This window comes from Streptomyces katrae (assembly GCF_002028425.1).
Classification (GTDB): domain Bacteria; phylum Actinomycetota; class Actinomycetes; order Streptomycetales; family Streptomycetaceae; genus Streptomyces; species Streptomyces katrae_A.
On sequence record NZ_CP020042.1, the window covers coordinates 423,284 to 443,704 of the forward strand.

The 20,421-nt window shown below is 76.2% G+C and carries 14 protein-coding genes; 6 read left to right on the forward strand and 8 right to left on the reverse strand.

Translation table 11 applies throughout. From position 1 onward, the window contains the following. Window positions 1-2: 2 nt before the first annotated feature. Entirely contained in the window at window positions 3-209 is a 207-nt protein-coding gene (locus tag B4U46_RS02245; protein WP_079423574.1) for a hypothetical protein, read from the reverse strand. Window positions 210-457: 248 nt separating this feature from the next. On the opposite strand from B4U46_RS02245, the gene dacB reads away from it, so the two are divergent. Next, the gene (dacB, locus tag B4U46_RS02250; RefSeq protein ID WP_237292531.1) at window positions 458-2,092 is read left to right on the forward strand and encodes a D-alanyl-D-alanine carboxypeptidase/D-alanyl-D-alanine-endopeptidase; all 1,635 of its coding nucleotides are present in this window, start codon (window positions 458-460) and stop codon (window positions 2,090-2,092) included. 47 nt (window positions 2,093-2,139) lie between these two features. Here the strand turns inward: dacB and B4U46_RS02255 are convergent, their stop codons facing one another. Further along, window positions 2,140-2,631 (reverse strand): FBP domain-containing protein, encoded by a 492-nt coding sequence (locus tag B4U46_RS02255; protein ID WP_079431505.1) that lies wholly within the window; start codon window positions 2,629-2,631, stop codon window positions 2,140-2,142. Between the two features lie 112 nt (window positions 2,632-2,743). Here B4U46_RS02255 and B4U46_RS02260 point away from each other — a divergent pair, with 112 nt between their 5' ends. After that, window positions 2,744-3,313 (forward strand): TetR/AcrR family transcriptional regulator, encoded by a 570-nt coding sequence (locus B4U46_RS02260; RefSeq protein ID WP_079423576.1) that lies wholly within the window; start codon window positions 2,744-2,746, stop codon window positions 3,311-3,313. Next, window positions 3,262-4,518 (forward strand): GDSL-type esterase/lipase family protein, encoded by a 1,257-nt coding sequence (locus B4U46_RS02265; protein WP_079423577.1) that lies wholly within the window; start codon window positions 3,262-3,264, stop codon window positions 4,516-4,518. Before B4U46_RS02260 ends, B4U46_RS02265 begins: the two co-directional genes overlap by 52 nt. Here B4U46_RS02265 and B4U46_RS02270 read toward each other — a convergent pair. The 3 genes from B4U46_RS02270 to B4U46_RS02280 form a co-directional block, all read right to left on the reverse strand. Further along, window positions 4,500-5,078 (reverse strand): hypothetical protein, encoded by a 579-nt coding sequence (locus B4U46_RS02270; protein WP_079423579.1) that lies wholly within the window; start codon window positions 5,076-5,078, stop codon window positions 4,500-4,502. The two genes, B4U46_RS02265 and B4U46_RS02270, sit on opposite strands and share 19 nt — an antisense overlap. A 156-nt stretch (window positions 5,079-5,234) precedes the next feature. Then, a complete protein-coding gene (locus B4U46_RS02275; protein ID WP_079423581.1) occupies window positions 5,235-6,377 on the reverse strand; it encodes an agmatine deiminase family protein in 1,143 nt (380 codons plus the stop codon). Between the two features lie 86 nt (window positions 6,378-6,463). Next, window positions 6,464-8,029 carry an APC family permease gene (locus B4U46_RS02280; protein WP_237292534.1) on the reverse strand — a complete coding sequence of 522 codons (1,566 nt, stop codon included), beginning with the start codon at window positions 8,027-8,029 and terminating at the stop codon, window positions 6,464-6,466. Window positions 8,030-8,197: 168 nt separating this feature from the next. Between B4U46_RS02280 and B4U46_RS02285 the strand changes: the two genes are divergently transcribed. Beyond that, a complete protein-coding gene (locus tag B4U46_RS02285) occupies window positions 8,198-8,836 on the forward strand; it encodes a TetR/AcrR family transcriptional regulator (protein WP_079423583.1) in 639 nt (212 codons plus the stop codon). Window positions 8,837-8,885: 49 nt separating this feature from the next. Here B4U46_RS02285 and B4U46_RS02290 read toward each other — a convergent pair whose 3' ends face one another. The 3 genes from B4U46_RS02290 to B4U46_RS02300 form a co-directional block, all read right to left on the reverse strand. After that, complete coding sequence (locus tag B4U46_RS02290) at window positions 8,886-9,239, reverse strand: NTP pyrophosphohydrolase (protein WP_107438207.1); 354 nt, start codon at window positions 9,237-9,239, stop codon at window positions 8,886-8,888. A gap of 120 nt (window positions 9,240-9,359) precedes the next feature. Then, entirely contained in the window at window positions 9,360-10,604 is a 1,245-nt protein-coding gene (locus B4U46_RS38790; protein WP_237292543.1) for an Ig domain-containing protein, read from the reverse strand. Between the two features lie 131 nt (window positions 10,605-10,735). Then, window positions 10,736-11,629 (reverse strand): LysR family transcriptional regulator, encoded by an 894-nt coding sequence (locus tag B4U46_RS02300; RefSeq protein WP_079423589.1) that lies wholly within the window; start codon window positions 11,627-11,629, stop codon window positions 10,736-10,738. 496 nt (window positions 11,630-12,125) lie between these two features. On the opposite strand from B4U46_RS02300, the gene B4U46_RS36175 reads away from it, so the two are divergent. Together B4U46_RS36175 and B4U46_RS38795 are read left to right on the forward strand one after the other, a co-directional pair. Continuing rightward, window positions 12,126-19,625 (forward strand): type I polyketide synthase, encoded by a 7,500-nt coding sequence (locus B4U46_RS36175; protein ID WP_079423591.1) that lies wholly within the window; start codon window positions 12,126-12,128, stop codon window positions 19,623-19,625. Further along, complete coding sequence (locus B4U46_RS38795) at window positions 19,541-20,389, forward strand: SDR family NAD(P)-dependent oxidoreductase (protein WP_237293261.1); 849 nt, start codon at window positions 19,541-19,543, stop codon at window positions 20,387-20,389. The genes B4U46_RS36175 and B4U46_RS38795 overlap by 85 nt, the downstream gene beginning before the upstream one ends. Window positions 20,390-20,421: the final 32 nt, after the last annotated feature.

Sequence of the window (20,421 nt, forward strand, 5' to 3'; positions counted from 1 at the left end):
GGTCAGAGGGCCACGACGATGACCGCTGCCGCCTTCCCGTCGCGCACGAGGGTGCTCCACCTCCCGTCCGCCGCCCGGGCGGGGCGCGGGGGTACGGCGGTGTTTCCGGTGCCGGGCATCCGCGAGGCCGCGAACACGCCGGGGGCCACGCGCACGGCACCGGCTTCCATGGCGGCGGCGAGGAGGGAGATGCGGTAGATCTGGCTCATGGGGATCTCCTGGGAGGAGTGCCGGGTGCAGGGGGGAAATCGCCTGGGGTTCGGCTGGTGGGGGGTCGGGCTCCTGGCTTCCATTGGGCCGCGGACGGGGGCGTCCCGTCACGTCCCGGCAGTTCGGGGCTTGACGGCCGTCCGGGTGACGTGCGGGGGGTGGAGGGCTGTGTCAGGCTGGGCGCAGGCCTCGGACTTCCCGGCGGACTTCCGGCGAAGCCCGGCAGCCGCGGCGAACGGAGCGCGCTGTGGGACATCCGGTCCGGTGTGCCGTACTGCGGCGGCGTGTGGGGGCCGGGTGCGCCGCGCTGCTGCTGGCGGTGTTCGGGGCGGGGGCGTCGGCCCGCGCGGCCCCCGGTCCCCCGCCGTCCCCCTCCTCGTCCGGGCCGGGAGACGCGGGGCGGCTGCCCCCGCAGATCAGGGAGATCATGGGCAAGCCCGAGTACCGGCATGCCCAGTGGGGGCTGCTGCAGACCGGGCCGGAGGGCGGGCCCGTGGTCCGCGGCATGTTCCCGGAGCAGTTCTTCATCCCGGGGTCCACCGCGAAGCTGTTCTCCGTCTCCGGCACCTGGCGGACGCTGGGAACGGACCACCGTTTCGTGACGCCCGTCTACGCCGTCGGGCAGCGCAGCGGGGGCACGCTGACCGGGGACCTCGACCTCGTCGCGCAGGGCGACCTCACCCTGGGCGGCCGGACGCGGCCCGACGGGACGGTCGCCTACACCGACCTCGACCACACCTATGCCAACGACTTCCCCGGCGCCACCCTCACCCCGGAGAACCCCCTCGCGGGGATCGACGAACTGGCCCGGCAGGTCCGCCGGTCCGGCATCACGCGGGTGGACGGGGAGGTGGTCGTGGACAGCCGGCTGTTCGCCGCCGACCCCGTCCTCGACCCCACGCCCACCCCGCTGATCGTCAACGACAACCTCGTGGACCTGCTGACCACGCCCGGCGACCGCCCGGGTGCCGACGCCCGGCTGGACTGGCGGCCGAAGGTGGCCCCGTACGAGGTGACGTCGGCGGTGAAGACGGTGGCGGCGGGCAAGCCCACGGCGGTCACCGTGACGGCCGACGCGACCGGTACCCGGATCCGGCTGTCCGGCACCATCGCCGCCGGCTCCGCGCCGCTGCTGCGGACCTCGCCCGTCACGGACCCGGCCGCCTTCGGCCGGACCGCGCTCATCGAGGCGCTCGGCCGGGCCGGGGTGGAGGTCAGCGCCGCCGCGACGGGGGCCAACCCGGCCGGCCGGCTGCCGCGCGACTACGAGGGGGACCCGCGGGTGGCCGCGTACACCTCACCCCCCTACGAGCAGTACGCCAGGCTGATCCTCAAGGTCAGCCACAACCTGGGCGCCAACCTGGGCATCTGCCTGATGGCCGTCACCGCCGGCAGTGCGCAGTGCGCGGACGGCTTCCCGGTCCTGGCCGCGTTCCTCGGCCGGGCGGGCGTCGACCGCGGACAGGTGGAACTCATGGACGGCCGCGGCGGCAACCCCGCCGACCGGGCCACCCCGCGGGCCCTGGTGCAGATGCTGGCGTACTGGCAGCGCGGCCCGGACGCCCGGCGCTTCCGGGAGGCCCTGCCCATCCTGGGCGTCGACGGCCTGCTGGCCGCGAACTGCCGCAGCTGCCCGGCGCGCGGGAAGGTGTTCGCGAAGACCGGTGCGGCCGTCGGCGGCGACGCGCTGGGCAACGGGCTGGCCGTGGGGGCCATCACGATCGCCGGGTACCTCGACCGGGGCGGCGGCCGCTTCGAGCCGTTCTACGCGGGTGTGAACGGGGCGTCGACGCCGAACACCGACCCCGCGGGCATCCTCTCCATCGGCAACGACGTCGCCCTCGTCGCCGCCGCCCTCCAGGAGACGCCCGAAGGGCCCTGAGCCGGGCTCCGCGCCGGTCGTGCGGGCCCCGGCCGCGGTCGTGCCGGTCAGGCGGTCACCTTGGCGACGAACGCGGCGAGGTTCGCCACGGTACGTTCGATCTTCTCCTCCAGCGTGAGCGTCTCGGGGAGCCGTGCGCCCGGGCCGGCCTCCTTCATGCCGCGCACGTACAGCGAACAGGCGAGGTCGTCGCACATGTAGACGCCGACCGAGTTGCCCTGCTGCCCGGCCTTGCCGGCCTTCGCGGCGACCATCAGGGAGACGCCGCCGTCGTGGGCGGTCAGGCAGATCCTGCACATGCTGCGCCGCCCCTGCCCGGCGCCCGCCGCGGGGCGGCGCAGGGCGAGGGCGCCGAGCCGGCCTCCGGCCTCGGTCACCAGGTAGGCGCGCCCGGGCGACTGGGGGTCGCGCCAGCCGAGGTAGTCCAGGTCCTCCCAGGGGCGGTCGGCCAGGTCGCGGGGGACGGTCAGCCGCTTGGCCTCGCCCTTGGTGCAGTTGACGAAGGCGGCGCGGATCTCTTGCTCGGTCAGTGGCTTCATGAGGAGCACGCTAATTTGCCTAAAAGCTTTAGGCAAACGCATAATCACCATAGGTAGATGGTGAGGACAGTCGGCGGGCGGCCACCGGCCGCGGGAGCTGTGAGGGACGGGCATGGGACGCATCGGGTTGACCACGGACCGCCTGGTGCGGGCCGGGGCGGAGCTGGCCGACGAGGCCGGCTTCGAGCAGGTGACCGCCTCGGCGCTCGCCCGGCGGTTCGGCGTCAAGACCGCCAGCCTGTACTCGCACGTACGCAACTCCCGCGACCTGAAGGCGAGGATCGCCCTGCTCGCCCTGGCGGAACTCGCCGAGCGCGGCGCCTCGGCCCTGGCCGGACGCGCGGGCAAGGACGCCCTGACCGCCCTGGCGGACGTCTACCGCGACTACGCCCGCGAGCACCCCGGCCGCTACGACGCGTCCCGGTTCCGGCTCACCCCCGAGGAGGCCGCCGCGAGCGCCGGCCGGCGCCACTCGGAGATGATGCGGGCGGTCCTGCGGGGCTACGACCTGGCGGGCCCGGACCAGACGCACGCCGTCCGCCTGCTGGGCAGCGTCTTCCACGGCTACGTCAGCCTGGAGCTGGCCGGCAGCTTCAGCCACAGCACCCCCGACTCCCAGGAGAGCTGGTCATGGACCCTCGACGCCCTCGACACCCTGCTGCGCACCCGGGCGGCGAGGTGACGTCCCGCGCCGCCGGGCCCCTGACCACCACGCCCGTCACCGCGGAGCTCCTGCGCGGGGCCCTCGACACCGAGCACACCGGACGCGGCCTGCTGCCCCACCGGCTGCCGGCCCGGGCCCGGGCCCAGAACACCGACGGGCAGCTGGCCATGGCCGAGTCCCAGCCCTCCGGCGTACGGCTGGCCCTGCGCACCGCGGCGACCGTCGTCGAGCTGGACGTCCTGCCCGTCAAACGGGTCTACGCGGGCGCCCCGCCCCGTCCCGACGGGGTCTACGAGCTCCTCGTCGACGGCCGTCCGGCCGGGCGGGCGACCGCGGCGGGCGGCGACACCCTCACCATCGACCCCGCGACGGGCGGCGTCGAGCACCTCAGCGGCCCGGCCGCCACGCTGCGCTTCGCGGGCCTGCCCGGGCGGATGAAGGACGTGGAGATCTGGCTGCCGCACGACGAGACGACCGAGCTCGTCGCCCTGCGCACCGACGCCCCCGTCACCCCCGCGCCGGACCGCGGCCGCAGGGTGTGGGCGCACCACGGCAGTTCGATCAGCCAGGGTTCCGGCGCCGCGGCCCCCACCGGCACCTGGCCGGCGCTCGCGGCCGCCCTCGGCGGGGTGGAGCTGGTCAACCTGGGCCTGGGCGGCAGCGCACTGCTCGACCCGTTCACGGCGCGCGCCCTGCGCGACGCCCCGGCCGACCTGATCAGCGTCAAGCTGGGCATCAACCTGGTCAACACCGACCTGATGCGGCTGCGCGCCTTCACCCCCGCGGTCCACGGCTTCCTCGACACCGTCCGCGAGGGCCACCCGGACACTCCGCTGCTGGTCGTCTCGCCGCTGCTGTGCCCCATCCACGAGGACACCTCGGGGCCGACGGCTTTCGACACCGCCGCGCTCAGTACGGGCAAGCTGCGCTTCCGGGCGACGGGTGACCCCGCCGAGCGCGCCGCCGGGAAGCTGACGCTCACCGTCATCCGCGAGGAACTGGCGCGGATCGTGCGGCAGCGGGCGGACGAGGACCCGCACCTGTACCACCTCGACGGCCGCGAGCTCTACTGCGAAGCCGACGCCGCCGGACTGCCGCTGCCCGACGCCCTGCACCCGGACGCGGCCACCCACCGGCGGATCGGCGAGCGCTTCGCCGCACTGGCCTTCGGCGAGGGCGGCTTCTTCGGCCCGGTGCCGGGCGGTCAGCGCCGGCAGGTGTAGTGGGTCAGCCGGGAGCGGGCCTCCTTCTCGGATATGCCGAGGGCGGTGGCGATCGACTCCCACGACAGGTCGTCGGCCTCGGCGATGTAGGCGGCGTCGCGGGCCACGCTCCTGGTGATGCGCTCCAGTGCGGCCACGGCCTTGAGGGCGGCCACCGGGGCCTGTCCGGCCAGGTTGTTGAGCTGGTCCTCGACGCGGTCGAGGAGGTCGGCCAGCTCGGCGGGCAGCGGCACGGTGCGGGCCTCGACCTCGTCGAGGTGGCGTTCCCAGTCGTCGCGGGGCCCTTCGATCACCTGCTCGTAGAGGCCGGAGGGGTCCTGGGGCCGAGGGTCGACCGGATAGTGCGCGGCGCCGCGCCAGCCGCAGGCGCAGGCGGCGCGGGCGGCGGCGGCCCGGGGCCGGTCCAGGATGCCGGTGTAGGCCCACCACTCCCGCGTCTGGCGGAGGTCGCGGCCGCCGCCCGGGTCCAGGGAGACCGGGCCCGGTTCGGTGCCGTCCGCCAGGAGCGCACCGGCCCAGCCTTCGTGCGAGGCCCCGAACTCCTCCGCCGTCCACCCCATGCCCACTCCCCGTCAGCCGTCCCGCGCGGCCGCGCCGCCGGGGGCGGCGGCCGCGTGCTCTCGCCCCACCCTGCCCATGTCCGGGAGGGGCCAAGCGGCGTCCGCCGGCCGGTTCGCGGCGCGCGGGGCGCGCGCGCCGCGAACCGTGCGCCCCGGTCAGCGGGTGCGCGGCACGTGCTGGGTGACGCAGTGGACCCCGCCGCCGCCCCAGGCGAGGATCCGGGCGGGGGTGCCGAGGACCTCCCGGCCGGGGAAGAGGGGGCGGAGCCGGTCGAGGGCCGCGGTGTCGGCCGCCGCCTCCCCGGAGAGGGGGACGATCACCTGGGTGGCGGTCAGGTAGTAGTTGGTGTAGCTGAAGGTCTCGACCAGCAGGCCGTTCTGGCGGAAGTGCGGCTGCTGTTCCATCTCCACCAGGTCGAAGGGGCGTCCGCAGGCGTCGGTGGCGGCTTGCAGGACCGCCTTGTTGGCGGCCATCCGGGCGTGGTTGGGGCTGGCGGTGTCGGGCTGGGTGTGCAGGAGGATCCGGGCGGGGCCGAGGTAGGCGGCGACGAGGTCGACGTGCCCGTTGGTGATGGTGTCGTTGGCCAGCCCGTAAGGGAGCCAGATGAGCTTGGTGGCCCCGTAGGCGGCGAGCAGGGTGGCCTCGATCTGCGCCCGGGTCATCGTGGGGTTGCGGTTGGGGTTGAGCAGGCACTCCTCCGTGGTGACGAGCGTGCCCTGGCCGTCGGTGATGACGGAGCCGCCTTCCAGGACCATCGGGACGTCGCGGCGCTCCACGCCGAGCTGTGCGCAGACGCCGACGGGCAGGAGGTCGTCCTTGTCGTACGGGTACTTGCCGCCCCAGCCGTTGAAGGCGAAGTCGAGTCCGATCCGGCGGGACTTGGCGGCGTTGAGGGCGAAGATGGGGCCGGTGTCGCGCGTCCAGCAGTCGTTGACGGGGTATTCGACGACGGTGACGGTGGGGCCGCACTGGGCGCGGGCCTCGTCGGTGTGCCCCGGTCCGGCGAACATCAGGACCGGCTCGGTGCGGGCGATGGCACGGGCGATGCCGGCGATCTCGGCCTGGACGTCGGGCAGCAGGGAGCCCCAGCCGTCGGTGCGGTCCCAGGGCCAGGACATGACGCAGCAGGAGTGGTCCTCCCATTCGGCGGGCGCCGTGTACTTCTCCGCCGAGGCGGTGGACGTGTCGGCGGTCGCGGCCGTGCCGGCGGCCAGGGCGCGGCCGCCGAGCAGGGTGGCGGCGGTGGCGGTGAGCGCGGCGGCTCCGAAGCCTCTCCGGGACATCGACGGCAAGTTCATGACATACCTCCTGAGGGGTGGGCGGGGTGGTGCGGCGAACGGTCCGGGGGCCGGCGCGGTGAGCCGGGCGGCCCCCGGAGGGGTGGTCAGGAGAGCCCGGCCGCCGGTTCGGCGGAGCGGTCCGCGTCCGGGCGCGCCGGCTGCGGCTCCAGGGTCCGGAGCTTTTCCTGGGGGCGGCGGACCAGCAGGTAGAGCAGGCCGGCCGTGATGACCACGCCGGTGCCCAGCAGACCGGCCCAGATCTGGTACCACGGGGCGCCGGGCGGGGCCAGGACGGCCCGGGGCCAGCAGACGTTGGCCACCTCGAAGGCCGTCCAGAGCACCGCGAGCACGTTCAGGAAGGTGCCCTTGCGGCCGAGCCGGATGTGCCCGGACGGCACCCATGTACCGCGCAGCCGGGCGATGAGCGCGGCCAGCGAGACCAGGAAGAACGGCAGGAAGGTGGCGGCCGTGCCGAAGGCGATCAGACTGCCGATGGCGGTGGCGTTCAGGCCCAGCAGCAGGGCGGAGCAGCTGACGGCGGTGGAGGCCACCAGGCCGCCGATGGGCGCCTGGCGCCGGTTGACCCGGCGGACCTGGCGGGAGAAGGGGAAGACGCCGTCGCGGGCGAGGGAGTAGACGCCGCGGGCCGCTCCGCCCTGGGAGGCCATGGCGCAGGCGAGGAAGCCGACGAGCACGACGAAGACGAAGGGCTTGTCGGACCAGGAGCCGAAGGAGGTGACCACGGCGGTGGTCACCGGGTCGAGGTCCTGCCCGGCCACCACGGCCGCCGGGTCGGGGTGGGCCAGGGCCACCGCCATGGCGTTGAGGATCACCACGGTGCCGACGCTCAGCAGGGCCCACCACATGGCGCGCGGCACCTGCCGCCCGGCGTCCTTGGTCTCCTCGGCCGTCGAGACGCAGGCGTCGAAGCCGATGAAGCCCCAGCCCGCGACCGCGAGGACGGCGAGGAAGGCCATGACCGTGGAGCCGCCCGACAGCTGCTCGGCGCCGAGCGTCTCGGTGAAGAGGGAGAAGCCGTGCTTGCGGAAGAACAGCAGCAGGCTGAAGCCGACCAGCACCGAGGCCACGGCCTCGGCGGCGATGCCCAGCGAGACGAAGAGGCTGAGGATCCTGATGCCGAAGGCGTTGACCAGCATGCAGCCCAGCAGGATGGCGGCGGCCACCGCGACCATCGCCGCGGGCGTCGGCGCGATCCCGGCCAGGGCGAAGACCCAGGGCGCCGCCAGGTAGGCGACGGTGGTGTTGCCGAACATGACGGCGAACTGCCACACCCAGCCGCTCATCCAGCCGAACGAGGGCCCCAGCAGCCGGCGCCCCCACTGGTAGGGGCCCCCGGCGAGTGGCCACTGGGAGGCCAGCTCGGAGTAGACGTTGACGACCAGGCACTGGCCGAGCAGGACGACGGGCAGTGCCCACACCCAGGCCGGTCCGGCGATGGTCGTGCCGACCATGGAGACGGCGTAGAGGGCGACCACGGGCGAGACCACGGCGAAGCCCATGGCGATGTTCCCCAGGACGCCGAGGCTGCGGCGCAGCTCCTGCTCGTAGCCGAGGGCGCTCAGCCGGGCGGCGTCGCCGTCCTGCGGGGTGGCGGTGGCGTCCTGCGGGGTGGCGGTGGCGGGTCTGCCGCCGGTGGAGGGTTCGGGCACGTGACACCTCGGAGGGCAGGGGGAGCCGTCCGGCAACGGCCGGGAGCGCTCCCCGAACTAAATCTAACCTTGTTAGGTAACGGGGTTGCGGGGACGTTAACGCGCCCTCGGCCTCTTGGGAAGACCTGCCGACGGGTAACCTGGCGCCGGAAGAGGGGGAGTGCCGCCGTGGGCCGACCGAGCCAGCCGCTGCTGAGCCGCGCGATCATCGCGCGCGCCGCACTGGAACTGCTCAACGAGGAGGGCCCGGACGCCCTGAAGATGCGCTCGCTGGCCGACCGGCTGGGGGTGCGGGGCGCTTCGCTCTACCACCACGTCGCGTCGAAGGAGGACCTGCTCGACGCGGCGTCGGAGCTGCTCAACGAGGAGATCGACCTCGGCCCGCTCCAGGACCCGCAGTGGCGCCGGGGCATCGCCGAGTACGCCCGCGGGTACCGCCGGGTGTACCTCCGGAACCCCCACATGATCGCGCTGGTGGCGCGCCGCCGGGTCGAGGCCGACCGGGCCCTCCTCAGCTACGACGCGCTGCTGACCGCCCTGGTCCGGGCGGGCTGCACGCCGGACGGAGCGGCCGAGGCGGCGGCGGCCCTGGACTACCTGGTCCTCGGCTCCGCCCTGGAGACCTTCACGGCGGGCTTCACCCGCTCCCCGGCCGACTACCGGCCCGGGTACCCGGCCCTCGCCGACTCCCTCGAAGCGACCCGCTCCCGCCCCGGCGGCCTGGCCGGCCTGGACGACCGCGGCTTCGAACTGGGCCTGCGCCTCGTCCTGGACGGCCTGGCCGCCCAGCTGGCGGACGAGGGCTGACGGGGCGACACCCGCGGGGCTGCGGGCTTCGGGCTTCGCTACGTGGGCCCTAGACGGGCCGGACCGTACGGGGGCCCGCGCAGGCGACGCCGTACGCGGCGACCCGCTCGCGCAGCGCGCGGTCCGCGGTGACGACCGTGCAGGGCCGGCCGGCGTGGGCCGCGGCGAGCTCCACGATGAGGTCGTCCCCGCTGCCGGACGCGGACTCGACGCGCACCCCCGGCACGGACTCGACCCCCCGGGCGGCTCCCTCGACGACGAGGATGACCTCCTCACCGGCGTCCCGCACCGCGAGCCGGTCACGCAGCCGCTCGGCGGCCGCCTTGCGGTCGCGCCACCACCCGTCGGGCACGGAGCCGACGACGTTCGCGGCGTCGACGATCAGCACCGGACGGGTGCTCACGACGCCTCCCGGCGGCACCGGACGCGGCGTGGCGCGGTCCACATCTCTTGCTCGGTCACGGTCGGCGATTCTGCCACGCCACCGTCCCGGAGGCGCCCGCCGGGGGCTGGGGGCCGGGGGTCAGAACCAGGTGATGGTCAGGGCGAAGGACGTGCCTGCCGTGGCTCCCGTGGAGTCCGTTGCGGTGGCGGTGATCTGGGTCGTGCCGGTGCTCCAGGGTTTGCCGGTGATGCGGCCCGAGGCGGGGTCGAGGGTCAGGCCCCAGGGGAGGGTGGTCGTGGCGTAGCGGACGGGGGGTGTGCCGCCGGTGGTGGTGAGCTGGATGGTGCAGGGCTGGGTGAACGTGCAGCTCCGGGGGCCGGGGCTGGGGAAGACCAGGTTGCCGGGGGTCGGGGTGGGGGTGGGGTTGGCGTGGGGGTGGGGGTTGGCGTGGGGTGGGGGTCGAGGTGCAGGCGGGGGTGGCTTCCGGGGGAGGGGGACCTGCCAGATCTGGGGGTCGTTCTCCGAGCCGACCAGGAGGTGGGTGCAGTCCGCGTACGTGAGCGCCTCGCCCTGGGGCTGGGACGGGAGGGCGACGTCCGCGAGTTTGGTGCCCGCCGTGTCGTAGACGGAGGCCGTGTTGGCGCCCAGGGGGCCGCCGCTGCGCAGGGCGTACGAGGCGCCGCTCGGGGAGAAGGCTCCGTCGGTGGCGAACACCGGGGCCGGGCCGACCGGGGTGAGGGTGTTGACCTGGCCGGTCAGCGGTGGGAGCGGGGCCTGGTAGAGGCGGCCCGGGGCGCCGATCTGCTTGGCGGCGATGAACATCCGGCCGGTGAGCGGGTCGGCGAGCAGGGACTCCGCGTCGTGCCGGCCGTCGGCGTAGGCGAAGCGGTAGGTGGTGGGGGTGACGGTGGCGTTCGTGAGCTGTTCGGGTTCGGGAAAGCCGTGGACCGTGATCTCGGCGCGGCCGGCGAAGTTGTCGCCGATGTCTCCCACGAGGACGGCCGGGGAGCCGGTGGCGGCGTCCTTGCCCAGGGACAGGCCTTCCCAGTCGGTATTGGTGACGCCGGCGAGCGTGAAGGTGGCCTTCAGGATGCCGGTGGGGCCGGTGCAGTCGATCGCGAAGACCTGGTTGGTGTTGCCGCTGTCGTTGACGGCGTAGAAGACGCCCGGGTGCCGGCGGCTCATCGCGAGCCCGCTGAATTCGGTCAGGCCCGGCGGCAGGGTGCACTTCTTCTCGGCCGCCGGACCGGCGGCCGGCGCAGGGGCCGGGGCGGGCGCCGCTGCGGCGTCGGCGCCGGCCGCCCAGGCCAGCGCGGGCAGGAGCGTGGCCAGGGCAGCGGTCGCGAGGGCGGCGGCCCGTTGGGGTGTCAGGAGTCGGGGCATGCGGACCATGGGAGTGGGGCACGGCGGACATCGCCAGGGGCGGGCGACGCCCGTTCGAGCATCGTTCAATGCCGTGTGGGCATACCGCCGTTCGGCGCGCCGGGCCCAGCGCACCCGGTCAAGGAGCCCGTTCAACGCGCCGGTTCGCGGACCGGGGCCTTGCGGCCGGCGTGTGCGATGAAGGCGCGGGCGGTGCGGCTCAGCGGGCGGCGGGGGTGTGCGATGCCCACCGGGCGCAGCAGGGGCGGGGAGAAGGAGCGGATCTCCGCCCTGGAGCCGAAGGCCCGTAAGACGACGTCCCGGTACCAGATGAGGGAGCCGCGGCCGTCCGTCACCCCCGTCACCCAGGCGAGGCGTTCGTCGACCTCCAGGGAGGGGACGGGCCGGACGCCCAGGCAGCTGAACATGGCCTCCATCTCGGTGCGGCGGCCCGTTCCGGGGGTCGGCAGCACCATGGGCAGTCCGTCGAGCATGCGCAGGGGGACCGGGTCGGGCAGGCGGGTGCCGATCGGGGAGATCAGCACCACCTCGCGCTCCTGGATGAAGTGCGAGGTCAGCTCCGTGTCCACCGGCAGGTCCACGAGCGCCAGCTCGGCGCGCCCCTGGCTGAGTTCCTGGACCAGCGCTTCCCTGCTGTCGTGCTGCTGGACCTTGACCTCCGCGCCGGGCCGGCCGGCGGTGAAGCCCGCGACCAGGTCGGTGGCGAGGTCCAGGGCGAGCGTGGGGGTGGTGACCAGGGTGAGGGCGGCCTGCGGGCCCCGGCCCTGGGGGGTCCCGATGTCGTCGATGGCCTCCACCGCGTTGAGCACGGTACGGGCCAGCCGGACGACCCGGGCCCCCTCCGGCGTGAGGTCCACCCCCCTTCCCCGCCGGGCCAGCAGCTCGACGCCCAGGTCGCGCTCCATGGCCTGGACGGCTCTTGACAGGGCGGACTGGGCGACGAAGACGGAGGCGGCGGCGCCCGTGATGGACCGGCAGTCGGCGACGGCGACGAGGTAGCGGAGTTGCGCGAGCGTGGGGGTCATGAGCGGACGGTAACGGCGTGAGCATGCCGCCGTAAGAGCGCCTGGATGAACAACTGCACGATTTCCGGGGCCCGTTCATACCGGATGGGCGGCAAGGCATGCCGGTGCGGCATGAGCCGGGGGCGCCTCCGTACGCCCGCGCGTGCTCCGGTGCACGGGCCCCCCGCCGCCGATGCCGCTGGTCAGACGGAGAGGGGCGCCGGGCCGCCGGCGCCGGCGGCCCGCACGAGGGCCCGCAGGGGCTCCGGGGGCGCGAAGGGGGGTGTTCCGCATGGCTGTTGACAGTGCGCGACGCCGCTCGCACGATGCATCGCGGCGCCGGGAGCTTGACCCTTGTTCAATCCGGTACACATCCGGGTTCCCGCCGCCCGCGTGCTCCCCGCGGCCCCGTGATGGCAGCCGCCGCCTCACTGCGTCACCGCACGCCTCACCCCGCTCTCCCCCGTTCTTCCGCCCGCACTGCGTCATGTCACACAGCACTGGAAGAGGAGCGTCCGTGACCCCTCCCCCGCAGTCCGCCGCCATCCGCGATCTGGTCGTCGTGGTCAGCCCGTTCGAGGAGCCGCACCCCCGTGTCGTGAGCGCGGCCGCGCGCGCCGGGGCCCTGGGGCTGCTCGACCTCGGCCGGGACCCGGATGCCGCACGGCGCGCCTTCGACGAGCTGGCCCGGCTGCTCGGCCGCGGCGGTGACGCGAGCGGCGGCAACGGCAACCGCCGGTACGGCGTACGGGTGCCCGCGGGCTGCCCGACCGGCCCGGACGAGCTGCCGCCCGAGGTGGACACCGTGCTGCTGGCCGACCCCGTCCGGTACACCCCGGACCGGCTGGCCGCCTGGGCCTCGGCGGCCGGCCGGCCCCGGCTCTGGGCCGAGGTCACCAGCCCGCAGGAGGCGGCCGCGGCGGTGGCCGCCGGAGCGGACGGGCTCGTCGCCAAGGGGCACGAGTCCGGCGGCCGGGTGGGCGGGGCCACCTCCTTCGTGCTCCTGCAGCAGTTGCTCGGTGACTCCGGCCCCGGGGTTCCCGTGCGGGTCTGCGGGGGGATCGGGCCGCACACCGCGGCCGCCGCGGTGGCGGGCGGGGCCGCCGGAGTGCTGCTCGACGTACAACTCGCCCTGACCTCCGAGGCCGAGGACGCGCTGCCCGCCGAAGTGGCGGCGGTGCTGCGGGCCATGGACGGGTCCGAGACCCGGCTGGCCGACGGGCACCGGGTGTTCACCCGGCCCGATCTCACCCCGCCCGAGGGGCCCGTGCCCGCGCTGCTCGGCGCCCGGGACCTGCGGGCGCAGCTGCTGCCCGTCGGGCAGGACGGGGCCTCGGCGGCCCGGCTGGCCGCCCGTCACCGGACCACCGGCGGAGTGGTCCAGGCCGTACGGGCGGCCGTCACCGGGCACCTCGAGACCGCCGTACGGGCCCGGCCGCTGGAGCGTCCGTTCCCCGTGGCGCAGGGTCCCATGACCCGGGTGAGCGATCAGGCGGCTTTCGCCGAGGCCGTCGCCGCCGCGGGCGGGCTGCCGTACCTGGCGCTCGCGGTGATGGAGGGCCCGGACGTCCGTGCCCTGCTGGCCGAGACCGCCTCGCGGCTGGGGGACCGCCCCTGGGGGGTGGGCCTGCTCGGCTTCGCCCCGGAGGCGCTGCGACGGGAGCAGCTGGCGGCGGTGGCCGGGGCCCGCCCCCCGTACGCGATCATCGCGGGCGGCACCCCGGCACAGGCGGCGCCCCTGGAGGCGGCCGGGATCCGGACCCACCTCCATGTGCCTTCGCCGGGGCTGCTGGAGCGGTATCTCGCCGAGGGGGCACGGCGGTTCGTCTTCGAGGGGCTGGAGTGCGGCGGGCACGTGGGGCCACGGGCCTCCTTCCCGCTGTGGGAGGAGCAGATCGAGCTCCTGCTGTCCTGTCCCGAACCACGGGAACTGGACGTGCTGTTCGCGGGCGGCATCCACGACGAACGCTCCGCCGCCATGGCGGTGGCGGCCGCGGCACCGCTGACCGGACGGGGCGCGCGGATCGGCGTCCTGATGGGCACCGCCTACCTGTTCACCCGGGAGGCCGTGGACTGCGGGGCGCTGCTCCCCGTCTTCCAGCGGACGGCGGTCGAGTGCACGGAGACCGTCCTGCTGCACACCGCCCCGGGACACGCCACGCGCTGCGCGCCGACCCCGTACGCCGACGCCTTCGAGGCCGCGCGGCAGCGGCTCACGGACGACGGGGCGGAACCGCGCGCGGTGTGGGAGGAGCTCGAACGGCTCAACCTGGGCCGCCTGCGCATCGCGGCGAAGGGACTGCGTCGACGCAGCGGGGAGCCGGGGAGCGTCACCCGGGCGGAAGGCATCGCCGGGGCCGAGGGCGTCGCCGGGCTGGAAGTCATCGCCGGGGCCGAGGGCATGGCCCGGGCCGAGGGCATGGCCCGGGCCGAGGGCATGGCCCGGGCCGAGGGCATGGCCCGGGCCGAGGGCATGGCCCGGGCGGAAGGCATCGCCGGGCCTGAGGGCATGGCCCGGGCGGAAGGCACCGCCGGGCCTGAGGGCATGGCCCGGGCGGAAGGCACCGCCGGGCCTGAGGGCATCGCCGGGGCGGAAGGCATCGCCGGGCCTGAGGGCATGGCCGGGGCGGAAGGCATCGCCGGATCGGAGGGCGGCCCGGGCGGCGGGCCGGAGCGGCTGCCCGCGCCCGGCGCCGGCGGTGGGCCGGAAGCCGTCGGCGGACCCCTCCCGGCCGGGCCGCCGGTTCCCGCCGGTGCGGGCCGGCTGGAGGCCGTGGACGAGGAACAGCAGTACACCGACGGACTGTTCATGCTCGGGCAGGCCGCCACCCTGCGGAACGCCACCACCACCGTCGCGGAGCTGCACGCCCAGGTGACCGAGGGCGCGACGCGGTTCCTGGAACGGCGGGCCCGGGAACTCCTCGTCCCGCAGGAGGCCGAGCGGGACGCCGCCGCACCGCTGGACGTCGCCATCGTCGGCATGGCCTGCGCCTACCCCGGCTCCCCCGACCTCGCCGCCTACTGGGCGCGGATCCTGGACGGTACGGACGCGGTCACCGAGGTGCCGGCCGAGCGCTGGGACCCGGCCCTCTACTACGATCCCGACCCCGCGCGGGCGGGCGAGCGCACCCCCTCCCGGTGGGGCGGCTTCCTCGGCCCGGTACCCTTCGACGCCCTCGCGCACGGTATCCCGCCGGCCTCCCTGGCCGGGATCGAACCCGTCCAGCTGCTGGCCCTGGAGATCTCCGCGCGGGCCCTCGCCGACGCCGGCTACGACAAGGGACGGGAGTTCGACCGGTCCCGGACGGCCGTGGTCTTCGGCGCGGAGGCCGGTACGGAGCTGGCGGGCGCGTACGGGCTGCGCGCGCTCCTGCCGTCCTACCTGGGAGCGGTACCGGCCGGGCTGGAGGGGCAGCTGCCCCGGCTCACCGAGGACTCCTTCCCCGGCGTCCTGGCCAACGTCATCGCCGGCCGGGTGGCCAACCGGCTCGACCTGGGCGGCGCCAACTGCACGGTCGACGCGGCCTGCGCGTCCTCGCTGGCCGCCCTGGACCTCGCCTGCCGCCACCTGCGCGACGGGGACGCCGACATGGTGCTGTGCGGGGGCGCCGACGTGCACAACGGCATCAACGACTACCTGATGTTCTCCTCGGTCCGCGCCCTCTCCCCCGGTGGCCGCTGCCGGCCCTTCGACGCGGCGGCCGACGGGATCGCCCTCGGCGAGGGGGCCGGCGTCCTGGTGCTCAAGCGCCTCGCGGACGCCGAACGGGACGGTGACCGGGTGTACGCCGTGGTCAAGGCGGTCGGGTCGGCCAGTGACGGGCGGTCGCTCGGCCTGACCGCGCCCCGGCCGGAAGGACAGCGCCGGGCGCTGGAACGGGCCTACGCCCGGGCGGGGGTCAGCCCGGCCGAGGTGGGGCTGGTGGAGGCGCACGGAACCGGTACGGTCGTCGGGGACAGTACCGAACTGGCGGTCCTCACCGAGCTGTTCACCGACTCCGGGGCGGCTCCGGGCTCGTGTGCGCTGGGCTCGGTGAAGTCCCAGCTCGGGCACACCAAGTGCGCGGCCGGGCTGGCCGGGCTGATCAAGGCGGCCCGGGCGGTCCACGCGGGCGTACGGCCGCCCACTCTGCACATCGAGTCGCCGAACCCGGCCTGGCGGGAGCCGGACAGTCCCTTCTTCTTCGACGCGGAGGCCCGGCCGTGGGCCGTGCCCGCGCGCCGGCGGATCGCCGGGGTGAGCGCTTTCGGCTTCGGGGGCACCAACTACCACGCCGTGCTGGCCGGTTACGACGGCGCCGGGGAGCCGGCGCACGGACTGGAGGAGTGGCCGGCCGAGCTGTTCTGCTTCCGGGGCGAGGACCGGCGGGCGGCGGGCCGGGCGATGGCACGGCTCGCCGCGCGGCTGGAGGAGAACGACGCGGCCGGCCGGCCGTGGGCCCTGCGGGACCTCGCGGCGGAGGCGGCCGCCTCGGGCACGGGTCCGGTGCGGGTCGCGGTCGTGGCCGGGGACCTGACGGAGCTCGCGGGCCGCCTGGAGCGGGCCCGAACCTTCACTCCGGGCGCGGGGGTGCACGTACGGGAGGAGTCGGCGGATCCGGGCCGGACGGCGTTCCTCTTCCCCGGTCAGGGCAGCCAACGCCCGGGCATGTTGGGCGAGTTGTTCACCGCCTTCCCCCCGCTGCGCGAACTGCTGGACGAGGCCCCGGCGAACGTCGTCCAGGCGGTGTTCCCGCCGGCGGCCTTCGGCGCCGCGGGGCGGGAGGCGCGGCGGGCCGCGGTCACCGACACCCGGGTGGCCCAGCCGGCCCTGGGCCTGGCCGGGGCGGCCGCGCACCTGCTGCTCGGGCGGCTCGGCGTACGGCCGGACGCCGTGGCCGGGCACTCGTACGGGGAGCTGACCGCGCTGTGGGCGGCCGGGGTGTACGGCATGCCGGAGCTGCTGCGGCTGAGCGTGCGCCGTGCGGAGGCGATCCTGGCGGCCGCCGGGGCGGATCCGGGGACGATGGCGGCGGTGTCGGCGGCCCCGGAGGAGGTGCGGGAGATCGCCGAGCGGGCCGGGTGCGTGGTGGCGAACCACAACGCACCGCGGCAGTGCGTGGTTTCGGGCCCGGCGGCGGCGGTGGAGCGGGCGGTGTCAGCACTGCGGGAGGCCGGCCTGTCGGCGCAGCCGATCCCGGTGGCCTGCGCCTTCCACAGCGAGGTGGTCGCGGGGGCCTCCGGGGCCCTCGCCGCCGAGCTGGCCGGTACGGAACTGGGCGGGGCCGCCGTGCCGGTGTGGTCGAACACCACGGCGCAGCCGTATCCGGCCGGCGCGGATGCCGTACGGGCCCTGCTCGCGCGGCAGGTGGCGGAACCGGTCCGGTTCGTGGAGCAGGTGGAGTCCATGTACGCGGCCGGGGTGCGGACCTTCGTGGAAGCGGGCCCCGGGCGGGTCCTCTCCGGGCTGGTCGGCAGGATACTCCAGGGCCGGCCGCACACGGTGGTCCCGCTGGACGTCCCGGGCGAGCACGGCCTGGTGCGGCTGGTGACGGCCCTGGCGGAACTCGTGGCCGCGGGCGTACCGGTGGCCCCGGAGGCCCTGTTCCGGGGCCGGACCCGGCGCCTTCCGGAGCGGGCTCCGAACCGCCCGGGCTGGCTGGTCGACGGCCACCTGGTCCGCACCGCCTCCGGCGCCCCGGTACCCGGCGGTCTCCACCCGGCCCGCCGGGTCCCCCTCGCGGCCGCGGCCCCCGAGCCCGCCCCGGCCCCCGCCGCGACCGGCCACCGCCCCGCCCGGCCCGAACCGGGCGCTCGGCCGTCGGGTCCTGTGATGGCGCCGGGGAGCGTCGTGTACGCGCCGGAAGCCGGGACGGGGCCCGACGCGGTGGCGGCCCGCCACCCGTACGGTCCCTGGCTCACGCCGGACGGGACGGCGGCCCACCCGTCCGACCCCTGGAAGGCCCCGCCCGGGGCGGGTGTCCCGGTGGCCGGCCACCGCACGACGCCGCACGGGGCAACGGGCTACCCGCCCGACCCGCGCACGGCTCCGCCCGCGGCGGCTGTCCCGTCCCCCGGCCCCCGGACGACGCCGCACGGGGTGACGGGCCACCCGCTGAACGGGGCGGCGGTCCCGTCCTCCGACCACTGGACGGCGCCGCACGGGGTGACGGGCCACCCGCTGAACGGGGCCGGTTTCCCATCCGTCGGCTCCCGGAGCGCCGCGGCCCGGGCCGAGGACCGCCCGGCCGGGCTCCGGGACGCCCCCGCGGGGGCGGCGGCCGCCCCGTCCGCCCTCGGGCCGACGCCGTACGGGACCGGTGGCCCGTCCGCCGGGCCCCGGGACGCGGCCGTGCTGGAGTACCTGCGCGGGGCCCGCGAACTGGTCGCCGCGCAGCGGGAGGTGCTGTTGGGGTACCTGGGGGCTGGGGCATCCGCCCTTCCCGGGCCGGCCGGTGCGGCCCGGAGCGGCGAACCGCCCGTGGCCGCCGTCGGTACGGGCCTTGGACCGGCGGTGGACCCGGCCGCCTGGGCACAAGCGGCGTCCGCGGCGGCACCGGCCGGTTCCGGGGGCGGGTGGTCGCCCGCAGCCGAGGCGGAGGCCGGCGCCCCGGCGGAAGCCGGCCCCTGGTGGGCACCGGCAGACCCCGCCACCGGGTGGCCCCTGGATCGGGGGACCCTGAACGGAGCCCTGCCCGGGGTGGCGCCGGCGGACTCCGCCACCGGGTGGATGCCGGAACCGGCGCCCCGGGCGGCGCCCTCGCCGTGGGCCGGGCCGACGGACACGGGGGGCGGCTGGACGCCCCTGGCCGGGGCGGACGGTGCCACGGCGTCCGCGCCCTGGGCGGCGGAGGGACCGGGCGTGCCGCCCGGGGCCACGGGCTCCGGCGGCGGGGGGCCTCGTACGGCCGAGGAGGTCATGGACGTGGTGCTGGAGATCGTCCAGACGCGGACCGGCTATCCCCCGGACATGCTCGACCCCGGGCTGGACCTGGAGGCGGACCTGTCCATCGACTCCATCAAGCGGGTGGAGATCATCGGCGCCCTGGCCGACCGCATCGGTCTCCCCCGGGACGCCGGAGGATCCGAGGGGACGGCGGTCGAGGAGCTGTCCCGGATCAAGACCTTGCGCGGGATCGTGGACTGGGTCGTCGGCCACGCGGGCGACGCGGAACCGGCCCGGCCGCCGGAGCCCGTCCCGGCCGCGCTCACGGGCGCCGACTCGGCCGCGCTCCCGGACACGGGCACGGGCCCGGGTGCTGCCACGCCTGCCGCCGGGGCCGGGAACCCCGGACCGGCCGCAGGAGCGTGGGCGACGGCAGCCCCGGCTGGGGGCGGGGGCAGGGGCCGGGCGCTGAGGCCGCCCCTGGACCGGGCGCGGTCGTGCGGCTCCGGGTGGAGCGCGTTCCCGTGGGGGCGGCCGACGGGGAGCCGGGGCGGCTGCGCGGGCTGCGCGTCGGGGTCGTCGGGGACGGGCAGGGGGTGGCCGGTTCCCTCGCCGGGCTGCTGCGGGATCAGGGGGCCGAGGTCGGGGTGCTCGATGCCGCCGAGGGCGGCTGGGACGGGATCGTCGAGCTGTCCGGGCTGCGGGGCGGCGGCGAGCCCGCGCTGCCCGGGGCCTTCGCCGGGCTGCGGAGGGCCCTGGTCGGCGGCGCCGGCCGGCTGGTCCTCGCCGGTGTGCCCGGTACGGCCGGGGCCGGTCTGCACGGGTTCGCCCGCAGCGCCGCCCTGGAATTCCCCGGCGCGCTGGTCCGTGCCGTGGAGGTCCACCCGAAGGAGGAGCCCGCACGGATCGCCGCCCGGCTGCTCGCGGAACTCGGCTGCGCGCCCGGCGACGACGGGCCCGTCTCCGTCGGCTACGCCCTGGACGGCACCCGGTTCGTCCGCCGCCCGGTGCCCGCTCCGCTGTACGCGGCCGGCGAGCCCGCGCCGCCCCTCGGCCCGGACTCGGTGGTGCTGCTCACCGGCGGGGCCCGGGGGATCACCGCCCGGACGGCCCTCGCGCTGGCCCGCGCCACCGGGTGCCACGTCGAGCTGATCGGCCGGACTCCCGAACCCCCGGCCGCCCCCGACGGGTTCGGGCAGGCCCAGGACCGGGTGGCCCTGCGCGCCGCACTGATCGCCTCGGGCCTGCGGACCCCCGCCGAGATCGAGGCGGCCGCCTCCCGGATCCTCGCCGAGCGGGAGGTGCGCGCGACCCTGGCCGCCCTGGCCGGTGTGGCGGCGTCCGTCCGCTACCACCGCGCCGACGTCACGGACGAGGACGCGGTGCGGGCCGTCGTGGCGGACGTACGGGCCCGGCACGGGCGGCTCGACGGGCTGGTGCACGGCGCGGGCCTGCTGCGGGACGGGCTGCTGCGCGACAAGCGGCCGGAGGACTTCGCCGAGGTGTTCGCCGCCAAGGTGGCCGGCGCCCGTCACCTCGCCGCCGCGGCCGCCGACCACGGGTCCGGCCCCGCGCCCCGGTTCCTGGCCCTGTTCGGGAGTGTCGCCGGGGTGTACGGCAACCGCGGGCAGAGCGACTACGCCGCCGCCAACGACGCCCTCGACGGCCTCGCACACACCTGGGCGCATTCCTTCCCGGGCCGGGTGCTGTCCGTGGACTGGGGTCCGTGGGCGGCGGAGGCGGGCGGGATGGTCACGCCCGAGCTGGCGCGGGCGTACGCGGAGCGCGGGATCCCGCTCATCGATCCGGACGCCGGGACCACCGCGTTCCTCGGTGAACTCGCCTACGGGAACGACGTACAGGTGGTCCTGACGGCGGCGGCACCGGTGCCCGCGGAGGGGGACGGCCATGAGTGAGCGGCAGCCGCGCGGCCCGCGGCCGTCCGACG